Consider the following 11,284-nt stretch of genomic DNA (forward strand, 5'->3'; position numbering starts at 1 on the left):
TTAAACCACAGCGGCCGTTGAAGCGGGGCTCAGCCTACGACAGAAACCTTATATCGAGAGACTGATTTTCAGCTTGGAGATCGAATCAGTCGTGTTATGTTTTTCTACCGTTTTTTGTATAACTGTCATGTTCGATAAAAATTTCGCAGGGTCGGTTTGGCTCTGATTCAGCAATGTAACCGCGACTTCATTGCTTTGCGCATTATGAAAAGCGGGGTTGTCCTGGACGATCTTCGGCAGACTATTGCGATTTTGATCAAAAAGACTCAGATGAGCCGTTTCGTGAATATCATTTGCTCTATGAAGAGTGCGAAAGTCAGGTTTGGCCATGTCCGGTTTTCTGGCGAGATCCACCAGGCTGGCGACATCAGTCATGTTGTTTTTTGCTCTTCGCGCGTAGTACAAATCGAGGGTGTCGTTAGTGCCGTGCGACATTTCGTGAATCAAAATGTCTGCGATTTTCGCGTCCGCAAATTTTTCTTTTTTGTAGAAGTGATCGAGATGCTCGGGGTAAATCTTTATAAATTTTTTCACTGCGTTGCTCACCGGATCCCCGTTCTTTTCCGCCGCCAACCATAGTTGATAGTGTTCTGTGTCAATCGATGCCAAAGCATCCGGGCCACGCCGCCGGAAAGACATGTTGGCAACCGAAATGGCATCAAACTCTTCACGCATTTTGCGTAACGACTGCAGAAAGTATTCAACGGCTTCGTCTGAACTTGTTCCGAACAAGTATTTGATAACAAGTCGAGTGTCGGCGCCTGGACGCTCCAGAAGTCTGATTGCAACATCCAGTCTGTCCTTGGCAATGGGTAAGGCTTTTCCCACATAGTCTCGAGTGTAGGGGATGGGATTCGGTTTTCTGAAGAATTTGAATAATGATTCCGGCAACAGTTTAAGGTTCCTCAAGGGGGGACCCCAAGGCTCACCCAAACGGTTCAACGCGTACCATTCATCAGTGTGGCGTATGCCCCACACCTGGAAAACATCCGTGGCGTTTTGTGCATATTGTCGTGTACCCAGACGGATAATATCCGGATCGACTGCCGTGGAGAGTGCCGGGTAGGGCGTTTTTCCCGACCATTTTCGCGCATCGTAAAGGGCGCCTTCGACGGCAGTCACACTGCTGTGCCAGCCTTTACGTAAAAATTTTCCGCCCTTTACAAGTAAATCGGTTACTCCATCCAGCGGATTGATGACGCTGCTGACCAAACCGCCCCCTATCAAAGCTATTTCGCCGGCCTTCGTGGCAATACTTATGGTCTTGGCGGTCACGCTGGCAATCTTGGCGATGGCTCCGACCACTAACAGGATGGTCATTGCAACTTCCAGAGTGCACGCTGCTGCCCCTTGCATTTGTCGATCCAGGTCATCTGAATTGAGATCTTCGATACAGGATTTGAAAGGCACGACAACATTGAGGAGGGTATCCAGATCCTTATCCCGTTTTTCCCTGATTGCTTCAAGCCTGGTTTGTCCCCAGCATTCTTTGACCAACTCGTCGTAGGTCGCGACAGGTCTATGCTTGAGTACAAAGTTCGCCAGACGATCGAATTCTGACGAGTAGAAACTCTGATAATAACCGTTGATCCGTCCCGGCGATGGCGAAGCCGACAGCTCTGCGAGTTTGTCAATTACACCCGAACTGACACCGGTGAGTCCCGGCGTAACCCCATGGGTATAACACTCGATATTCATGGGCAACTGTTGCACTTTCGCGGGCGCCGAATAGTTGATTCCAGGGCGTCGAGCGGTTGGGTTCAACAATTTTTCTCTTTGAATCAGTGCTCCCAACTCAGTGTTTTCTCGACAGGTGCCATGCAAGGTGAACAATTCATGACACGAAACCTGGCCATCGAACTCGCAATAGATCACGACCCCATAACGCCCCTTGACCTCATCTATTTCCTTATGACTTTCTGTCGGTTTACGCCCGGTCACCTTCAGTACCGAGTCAAAGGCCATTGCGACGGGATTGGCGGTGATGCCCGTAATCGATTGGAGTTTCGCTACCGAAGGTCTGACGGTGAATAGGGTTACCTTGCCTTTGAGCAGTCGATTCCGCTCAGGCAGCGGCAGCATGGAAAATGCCTGCTTCAAATGCCTGTGCATGGCTTGCGCATGCACGACATAGGCCCGATTGAACTGACGATGGAACTCTCCGTCGGGAGAAACCAGATTGCGCAACAGGTTGGGAAACGCTTTATAAATACTTTCCCCTTTTTTCAGATCCCAGTCGCCGGTCGCCAGATCGTTGGACATGTGCAGTTCGACAGGCGAAAGGCGAAGTGAAGTGTAAGCGTCCTCCAGCGGCCGATTGCGCGATTGATGAAGGACATCGTCTTCAAGGTAAGTGCATCCCCTGGCGACCTGCTCAAGGATGTCCAGTGCGACGCTTCTGCGCGTGGGCAGGGGGCGCGTTAATGTTTCAGCGTTTTCGGCAAGTGTCTTCGCATGTCGGGCATAGGCGTCCGTGGCGATCTTCAGTGAGTCAGGGATTGATTTCCTGACGTCCTCAGGCGAGACAATGTTGTTGAGCAGGCCCCAATCAATCAAAGGGTCTACGGCGGCCAAAGCATCGAGTATCCTGCGCGACTCGGTCATCGGCTCCAGAGTCGAAAGTTGCATCAGTTGCGCATAAGTCATCGATCGAGTGGAACCGGGCGATATGATCTCCTGCACCGCCACGATTCGGCAAAACTCTACGCATTGCGGCGTGCCCAGTAGGAGGGTGGCAGGCAGATCTTTGACCAGAAACTCCGGCGCAGGCTCAGCCAGCAATAAATGAGCGGCCAGTGCCACATTCTTTTTGTTCACCCTGTGATGCTTGATCAGGTGGTTTTCGAAGTCGGTTTGAATCTCGGGGAAGGATTTTTCCAGATGCTCGACAGCATAAAAATCGAAACCGGCAACATGGTTTCGCGGCACTTGCTCACCGACTTGCGGATGCAGATCAAGCAGCAGAGACGTCAGAATAATCTGCTTGCGCGACGTTTCTGACTGAGGTTGGCTGGCTTGCGCGCCATACCAGCCCAGATCGCGTACATAGGCGTCCGCCCAGCGAGCGGCGACGGTGCTCGAAACAAGCTTCTCGATAACCTCCTCGGCTTCGGAGCGTGTGAAGGGCCCGTGCCCGCCAAAAATGTTCTCGGACAAATGCTCCAGGAGCGATTGTTTTTTCAGATAACTGGAGATGAGTTTGCGGAACTCACTCCGTTGAGTTGCAGAAAGTGTTGCTGTATTGCCTTCTACAGCCTGGATCATTTCCCAATAGTTGCCCAACTCCGGGCTCGCGGGCGTTTTGGCCTCCATGAATTCCACTAGCCGGGAACCCTCGGCGGCATCGTGCGGAATCAAATAGCTGTGGAAAGCCAGCCATTGCACTAAATCTATCTGGTCTGTGGTGGAAATCTTGCCGCCGGTCAATTCGGCCATTTCAATCAATATTTGCAGATCTTCTTTGAGATCAGGTGCAAGTTTGAAGGCGCTTGCAAAACCGACGATATTGTTGAAGTGTTTCGCGTTTATTTCGCCTTGGGCCGTCACTTCAAAGATTGCGTCTTCGGAAAGTCTCAACGTGGCGATCAGTCTTTTGAAGGAGGCGTGTTCGGACATGCGTCGCAGTAGCTGCCTGCCAGGGAGCAGAGCATCCTCAAGTAAGGATCCCGACTCCAGGGAAAGAGTAGCGCCGTCCAGCGTAAGTATTTGCGCTGGAGCAAGGAGCGCCAGGCGCTGTTTGAGTTTATAAATGACTTCTCCTCGCTCACGAATATCACTTTGCGCGTGATCGCTTTGGAAGTCGGAGTAGGAGATGGGTCTGGATAAGAAGCGTTGAGCTGTGTAGTGCAATTTTTTTACGTTCATGAAAAATCCATTTTATGTATGGCGTCTATGTTTGAGTGATCCTCTTTTGTTGGGGTTTGTTAATCAATAAGCGTTATGTAAGTGTGTTTTTCAACTGCTTGCGAGTTGTTATCTTTGTGGGGAGCATGCGGCGGAGTGCCCCTTCAAATTTGATTGAAGGGGGAGGTTGAATTACTTACTGAATGATGCTTTTAACTTTGTCACGCAATTGGTCTATCGAAAAAGGCTTGCCGATTACATGCATGTCATTCGGAACATCAATACTTTCAGCGTAACCGCTGGCAAACAGGATCGGCAGAGCGGGGCGCAGCTTGCGTGCTTCAGTGGCCAGTTCACGGCCGTCCATCCCCGGCAAGCCGACATCAGTCATCATCAGATCGATATGCTGAGCCGTATCGCTGAGAATCTCCAGCGCCTGCTCACTGCCATCCGCTTCCAGTACTTTGAACTCCAGTTCCTCGAGCACATCGACGATCAGCATGCGCACGATGGCATCGTCTTCTACGACAAGGATGATGGAAGCGGTGGCGGACATAATAAGGCTCTCAAGGGTGGGGGTCGGGCGCGCCGGTCGATCAGAAATGCCGGGCTCTTGCATGAGTAAGTGGCGCATAGCCACAAGTTCCCGGTTCGACACAAAAAAAGATTAGCTGTAAATGAACGAGCAAGGATAACTGTTGGCGTGGGCAAAGACGCAGGCAAATGTAGGAATTTGCTGCCAAAGTCGTCAGAAAAATGGATCCATACCGCGGTTTTGGGGCAAACTCTCGGGTTTTCAACAGTTCGACAAGGCTGCCCCCATGTCCTCTCCGTCTTCGGTTGATGAGCAACGGTTTCGTAAACTCCTGAGTCGCAACGTCAGCCTGCCGCTGGGCGTGGGCGTGCTCAGTGCCGTGTTCTTCGTGTCGCTGATCACCTATCTGCTGTCGGTCATCCAGTGGGTCGAGCACACCGACCGGGTGATCAATAACGCCAACGAAGCCGTGAAACTCACGGTGGACCTGGAAACAGGCATGCGCGGGTTTCTGCTCAGCGGCGACGAGCATTTCCTCGATCCGTATGAAACGGCCAAGCCACGAATCAACGTGGCACTCAATACCTTGCTCGAACTGACTGCCGACAACCCGGTGCAGACGGATCGTCTGCGTCGTCTGCAGGCGTTGCAGGTCGAGTGGGCGACCTATGCGCAATCGATGATCGACCTGCAGCGCAGCAGTGGCGACTACCGTGGCGCGGTGAAGGCTGGGCGCGGCAAGCGCCTGACTGACGAGATCCGCAAGCAGTTCGAAGACGTGATCGATATGGAGCAGCAGTTGCGCACCACGCGCAACGAAGATGTGCGCCGCACCACGATCTGGAGCATCACTCTTTATCTGTTGTTCGTGGCCGCCATCAGTGCGTTGCTGGCTTATATCGGTCGCCGCGATCTGGTCAACCTGTCTGAAAGCTACGGCGCCACATTGGCGGCACAGCAGGCCAGTGCCGAACGTCTGGAACGTCAGGCGTGGCTGCGCAACGGCCAGACCCAACTGGCCGAGCAGGTGTTGGGGCAACTCACGCTGAATCTGCTGGGGCGCAATATTCTGCAATTCTGCGCGCAGTACCTCGGCACTGCCGTGGCGGCGCTGTATGTCCGTGAAGAGCACGGTGGCCTCAAGCGCGTGGCCACGTATGGTTTCTCCCGCGAACAGGAACAACATGAACAATTGATCTACAGCGGTGAAGGCATCGTTGGTCAGGTGGCGCAGCAGGCAAAGCTGATTCGTCTGGATTCGGTGCCGTCCGATTACTTTAAAGTCAGCTCCGGGCTGGGTGAAGGCTTGCCGCACAGTGTGATGGTGGTGCCGACCAGCGATGACGACCAGATCAACGGCGTGATCGAACTGGGCTTCTTGCGTCCGCTCAGCGACCGTGATGTCGAGTTGCTGGAACTGATTGCCGGCAATATCGGCACGTCCATCGAAGCCGCGCGCTACCGTCAGCGCTTGCAGGAAGTGCTGGCCGAAACCCAGCAACTCAACGAAGAGTTGCAGGTGCAGCAGGAAGAGCTGAAAACCGCCAACGAAGAGCTCGAAGAGCAATCGCGGATTCTCAAGGAATCCCAGGCGCATCTGGAAACCCAGCAAGTCGAACTGGAGCAGACCAACGAACAATTGGCTGAGCAGGCGCAGACTCTGGCCGAGCAGCGCGATGCCATGGACCTGAAGAACACCGAGCTGAATCAGGCCCAGGTGCAACTCGAAGAGCGCGCCGAAGAGCTGCAGCGTTCGAGCAAGTACAAATCCGAATTCCTCGCCAACATGTCCCACGAACTGCGCACGCCGCTGAACAGTTCGTTGATTCTGGCCAAGCTGCTGGCAGAAAACCCGCAAGACAATCTCAGCGCCGAGCAGGTCAAGTTCGCCGAATCGATCTACTCCGCCGGCAATGATCTGCTTAACCTGATCAATGACATCCTCGACATTTCCAAAGTCGAGGCCGGCAAGCTTGAAGTGATCCCGGAAAACACCAGCGTCGCGCGTCTGGCCGATGGTCTGCGCAGCGTGTTCGAACCGTTGGCGGCCGACAAGCGCCTGACGTTCAGTGTCGATCTGCTGCCGGATGCACCGGTGACGCTGTTTACCGACCGTCAGCGTCTGGAACAGGTGATCAAGAACCTGCTCTCCAACGCCGTGAAATTCACCGAACAAGGCGCGGTCAGCCTGACCATCAGCGGCCAGCCGAACGAGCGCATTGCTTTCATCGTGCGCGATTCGGGGATCGGCATCGCAGCGGATCAGCAGGAAAGTATTTTCGAAGCCTTCCGTCAGGCCGATGGCACCACTAACCGCAAGTACGGCGGCACCGGTCTGGGCTTGTCGATTTCGCGGGATCTGGCGACGTTGCTGGGCGGTTCGATCAGCGTCAGCAGCGCACCGGGGCAGGGCAGTGTGTTCACGCTGGTATTGCCGCAGCAGTACAGCGAATCCAGCGAAGTCTCGTCGACGCCGCTGACCTTTACTCCGCCCGCACAAACGGCTGTCGCGGCACCTGCTGTGGTGGTTTCGCCGCTGGCGCCGGTACACATCCCGCGTTTTGCCGATGACCGTGACAAGGCGCCATTTGCCACCCGCTGCATTCTGGTGGTGGAAGACGAGCCGAACTTTGCGCACATCCTCTACGATCTGGCCCACGAACTCGGTTATCAGTGCCTGGTCGCGCATGGCGCGGACGAGGGATATGACCTGGCTCGCGAGTTTGTGCCGGACGCGATCTTGCTCGACATGCGTCTGCCGGACCACTCCGGCCTGACCGTGCTGCAACGCCTGAAAGAACACGCCGAAACCCGGCACATCCCGGTGCATGTGATTTCGGTCGAGGATCGGGTTGAAGCAGCGATGCACATGGGCGCCATCGGCTATGCGGTCAAGCCGACCACCCGTGAAGAGCTCAAGGACGTGTTCGCCCGCCTCGAAGCGAAGCTGACGCAGAAGGTCAAACGTGTGTTGTTGGTGGAAGATGACGATTTGCAGCGCGAAAGCATCGCGCTGCTGATCGGCGACGAAGACATCGAAATCACCGCCGTGGGCCTCGCGCAAGACGCGCTGGATCTGCTGCGCACAACGATTTTCGATTGCATGGTCATCGACTTGAAGCTGCCGGACATGCTCGGCAACGAATTGCTCAAGCGCATGTCTACCGAAGACATCTGCTCGTTCCCGCCGGTCATCGTTTACACCGGTCGTAACCTGACCCGCGATGAAGAGGCCGATCTGCGCAAGTACTCGCGCTCGATCATCATCAAGGGTGCGCGCTCGCCGGAACGCCTGCTCGATGAGGTGACACTCTTTTTGCACAAAGTCGAATCGCAGTTGTCCCATGAGCGGCAGAAGATGCTCAAGACTGCGCGCAGTCGCGACAAGGTCTTCGAGGGGCGCAAAGTGCTGCTGGTGGACGACGATGTACGCAACATCTTCGCCCTGACCAGCGCGCTGGAGACCAAAGGCGCAGTCGTGGTGATCGGCCGTAACGGTCGTGAAGCGATTGATAAATTGAATGAAGTCGAGGACATCGACCTGGTGCTGATGGACGTGATGATGCCGGAAATGGATGGTTTCGAAGCCACCATTGAAATCCGCAAGGATCCGCGTTGGCGCAAACTGCCGATCATTGCGGTAACGGCCAAGGCCATGAAGGATGATCAGGAGCGCTGCCTGCAAGCGGGCGCCAACGATTACCTGGCCAAGCCCATCGATCTGGATCGTCTGTTCTCGCTGATTCGCGTGTGGTTACCGAAGATGGAACGTATTTAGTGGAGTGCAGTGATTCCGTGGAACGCAACAGCGAAATCGAATTGCGGCTGTTGATTGAGGCGATCTACCTCAAGTACAGCTACGATTTCCGCGATTACTCCGGTGCTTCGATCAAGCGTCGGGTGCTGCACGCGTTGAACCAGTTCGAGTGCGCGACCATTTCGGCCTTGCAGGAAAAAGTCCTGCATGATCCGACCGCGTTCATGCAGTTGCTGCAATTGCTGACGATCCCGGTCAGTGAGATGTTTCGTGATCCGTCGCACTTCCTTGCCATTCGCAAGGAAGTGGTGCCGCTGCTCAGAACCTATCCGTCGATCAAGATCTGGATTGCCGGGTGCAGCACGGGTGAGGAGGTCTATTCGATGGCGATTCTGCTGCGCGAAGAGGGCTTGCTCGATCGCACGATCATTTATGCCACCGACATCAACCCGCGCTCGCTGGACAAGGCCAAGCAGGGGATTTTCTCGATGGAGAACGTCCGGGCCTACACCGCTAACTATCAGCAGGCCGGTGGTCAGCGTTCATTCGCCGACTACTACACTGCTGCGTATGGCTACGCGATTTTCGACAAAAGCCTGTGCGAGAACGTGACGTTCGCCGACCACAGTCTGGCGACCGACAGTGTGTTCTCCGAAACCCAATTGATTTCCTGCCGCAACGTGTTGATCTACTTTAACAAGAAGCTGCAGGACCGGGCGTTCGGGCTGTTTCACGAATCGCTGTGTCACCGTGGTTTTCTGGTGCTTGGCAGCAAAGAGACGCTGGATTTTTCCAGTTTTGCCAACCAGTTCGAACCGCTGGTGAAGCAGGAACGGATCTACCGCAAATTATGAACGACACGGCAGATTTGCCTCGAATCGAGGCTATTGTGGTCGGCGCTTCGGCAGGTGGCGTTGAGGCTTTGCTGACGTTGCTCGGGCCGCTGCGAAAGGGCTTTGTGTTGCCGATCATCATCGTCCTGCACCTGCCGGAAGAGCGTCGCAGCCAGTTGGCCGAGGTGTTTGCCCGGCGCTTGGCGATGCCGGTGGAAGAGGCCACGGACAAGCAGGACATCGAAGTGGGCACGGTGTATTTCGCCACGCCCGGTTATCACCTGTCGGTGGAGCAGGATCGCAGTCTGTCCTTGAGTCTTGAAGAGCGCGTCCATCATTCCCGGCCGTCGATTGACTACCTGTTTGAATCCGCCGCCGACGTCTATGGGCCGAAGCTGGCGGCTGTGCTGCTGACCGGCGCCAATCACGATGGCGCGCGCGGACTGGCCAAGGTCAAACGTCATGGCGGGCTGACCATCGTGCAGGACCCGGCTGACGCCCAGGTCGCCACCATGCCTCAGGCTGCGCTGAACGTTCAGCAGCCGGATCATGTCTTACCCATTCACGGCATCGGCCGTCTGCTAGTCGAGCTGGAACGAATCGCATGCTAAGTAATATCCAGGCAAAACTGCTGATCGTCGACGATCTGCCCGAGAACCTGCTGGCTCTCGAAGCGCTGATCAAACGCGAAGACCGCACCGTCTACAAGGCGCTGTCGGCGGACGAAGCACTGTCGCTGCTGCTGCAACACGAATTCGCCATGGCCATTCTCGACGTGCAGATGCCCGGCATGAACGGCTTCGAACTGGCGGAGTTGATGCGCGGCACCGAAAAAACCAAGAACATCCCGATCATTTTCGTCAGCGCTGCCGGCCGTGAACTGAACTATGCGTTCAAGGGCTACGAGAGCGGGGCGGTGGACTTTCTACACAAACCGCTGGATATCCACGCGGTGAAGAGCAAGGTCAATGTCTTCGTCGATCTCTATCGCCAGAGCAAGGCCATGAAGCAACAGGTCGAAGCGCTGGAGCAGGCCCGCCGCGAACAGGAAGCGCTGCTGCAACAATTGCAAAGCACGCAGTCGGAACTCGAGCAGGCGGTGCGTATGCGCGATGACTTCATGTCAATCGTCGCCCACGAAGTGCGCACGCCGCTCAATGGCCTGATACTCGAAACCCAATTGCGCAAGATGCACCTGGCGCGGGACAACGCTGCCGCTTTCACCCTGGACAAGATGCACGCCATGGTTGATCGCGACGAACGACAGATCAAAAGCCTGATCCGCCTGATCGAAGACATGCTCGATATCTCGCGGATTCGCACCGGCAAATTGTCGATCCGGCCGAACCGTTTCGATCTGGCGCAGTTGGTGAGCAATCTGTTACAGAACTTCGCGCAGCAGATTGAAGCGGCGGAAACCACCGTTTCCTTCGAAGCCGAGAGTCCGGTGGAAGGTTGCTGGGATGAATTCCGCATCGAGCAAGTGATTTCCAATCTGTTGACCAACGCCTTGCGGTACGGCGGCAGAAGCCCGGTGCAGGTACGTGTCTACCGCCAGGGTAATCAGGCGCGGGTCGAGGTTCAGGATCACGGCATCGGCATCAGTGAAGAGAACCAGAAGCGCATTTTTCAACAATTCGAACGGGTTTCCGCCAAGACGGTAGTCGCCGGACTCGGGTTGGGTCTGTTCATTTCCGAGCAGATCGTCGCCGCCCATGGCGGTTCCATCGTCGTCGAGAGTCAAATCAACGAGGGCGCCCTGTTTCGCGTTTGTCTGCCGATCGAGGAAAACGGCAAACCCGACGCAACCTCTGAGTGACCACACGGTCGTATCAGCAGCTATTGACCGAACAAAGGCTTCCCATGAGCGTAGATGCACAAGATGTAGTACTCGTCGTCGAGGACGAACCGGTTATCTTGATGATCCTGACGGATTACCTGTCAGGGCAGGGCTATCGCGTGCTGCAGGCCGAAAACGGCGAGCAGGCGTTCGAAATCCTCGCGAGCAAACCTCATCTGGACATGTTGATCACTGACTATCGCTTGCCTGGCGGCATCTCCGGCGTACAGATCGCCGAGCCCGCGGTAAAGCTGCGGCCCGATCTCAAGGTGATTTTCATCAGCGGTTACCCGCAGGAAATCCGCGAAACCGGCAGCCCGATCACGCGTAGGGCGCCGATTCTGGAAAAGCCGTTCGACCTGGACGTGTTGCAGGAAAAGATTCAGGAGTTGCTGGCCTGATCCAAGGCGCCTGACCTTAATATCTCCCTGTAGGAGCTGCCGAAGACTCGGGCAGCTCCTACAAGTTTTTTGAGG

The 11,284-nt window shown here is 55.3% G+C and carries 7 protein-coding genes; 5 read left to right on the plus strand and 2 right to left on the minus strand.

What is annotated here, in order from left to right; all coding sequences use genetic code 11:
• Nucleotides 1–48 precede the first annotated feature (48 nt).
• Together ACIOWE_RS00495 and ACIOWE_RS00500 are read right to left on the minus strand one after the other, a co-directional pair.
• Nucleotides 49–3,864: a hypothetical protein gene (locus ACIOWE_RS00495; RefSeq protein WP_401385939.1), complete on the minus strand. Its 3,816-nt coding sequence runs from the start codon at nucleotides 3,862–3,864 to the stop codon at nucleotides 49–51.
• A gap of 175 nt (nucleotides 3,865–4,039) precedes the next feature.
• The gene (locus ACIOWE_RS00500) at nucleotides 4,040–4,399 is read right to left on the minus strand and encodes a response regulator (RefSeq protein ID WP_401386463.1); all 360 of its coding nucleotides are present in this window, start codon (nucleotides 4,397–4,399) and stop codon (nucleotides 4,040–4,042) included.
• 265 nt (nucleotides 4,400–4,664) lie between these two features.
• Between ACIOWE_RS00500 and ACIOWE_RS00505 the strand changes: the two genes are divergently transcribed.
• The 5 genes from ACIOWE_RS00505 to ACIOWE_RS00525 are packed head-to-tail and all read left to right on the plus strand — an operon-like array spanning nucleotide 4,665 to nucleotide 11,209.
• Nucleotides 4,665–8,156, plus strand: a complete 3,492-nt coding sequence (locus ACIOWE_RS00505; RefSeq protein ID WP_401385942.1) for a response regulator — start codon at nucleotides 4,665–4,667, stop codon at nucleotides 8,154–8,156.
• Complete coding sequence (locus ACIOWE_RS00510) at nucleotides 8,156–8,989, plus strand: CheR family methyltransferase (protein WP_401385945.1); 834 nt, start codon at nucleotides 8,156–8,158, stop codon at nucleotides 8,987–8,989. Before ACIOWE_RS00505 ends, ACIOWE_RS00510 begins: the two co-directional genes overlap by 1 nt.
• Nucleotides 8,986–9,579: a chemotaxis protein CheB gene (locus ACIOWE_RS00515; RefSeq protein ID WP_401385948.1), complete on the plus strand. Its 594-nt coding sequence runs from the start codon at nucleotides 8,986–8,988 to the stop codon at nucleotides 9,577–9,579. Before ACIOWE_RS00510 ends, ACIOWE_RS00515 begins: the two co-directional genes overlap by 4 nt.
• The gene (locus ACIOWE_RS00520) at nucleotides 9,573–10,787 is read left to right on the plus strand and encodes an ATP-binding protein (protein WP_401385951.1); all 1,215 of its coding nucleotides are present in this window, start codon (nucleotides 9,573–9,575) and stop codon (nucleotides 10,785–10,787) included. The genes ACIOWE_RS00515 and ACIOWE_RS00520 overlap by 7 nt, the downstream gene beginning before the upstream one ends.
• Before the next feature lie 44 nt (nucleotides 10,788–10,831).
• Nucleotides 10,832–11,209, plus strand: a complete 378-nt coding sequence (locus tag ACIOWE_RS00525; protein WP_401385954.1) for a response regulator — start codon at nucleotides 10,832–10,834, stop codon at nucleotides 11,207–11,209.
• The last annotated feature ends 75 nt before the right edge of the window (nucleotides 11,210–11,284 follow it).

It is taken from the genome of Pseudomonas sp. NPDC087598, assembly GCF_044743525.1.
Classification (GTDB): domain Bacteria; phylum Pseudomonadota; class Gammaproteobacteria; order Pseudomonadales; family Pseudomonadaceae; genus Aquipseudomonas.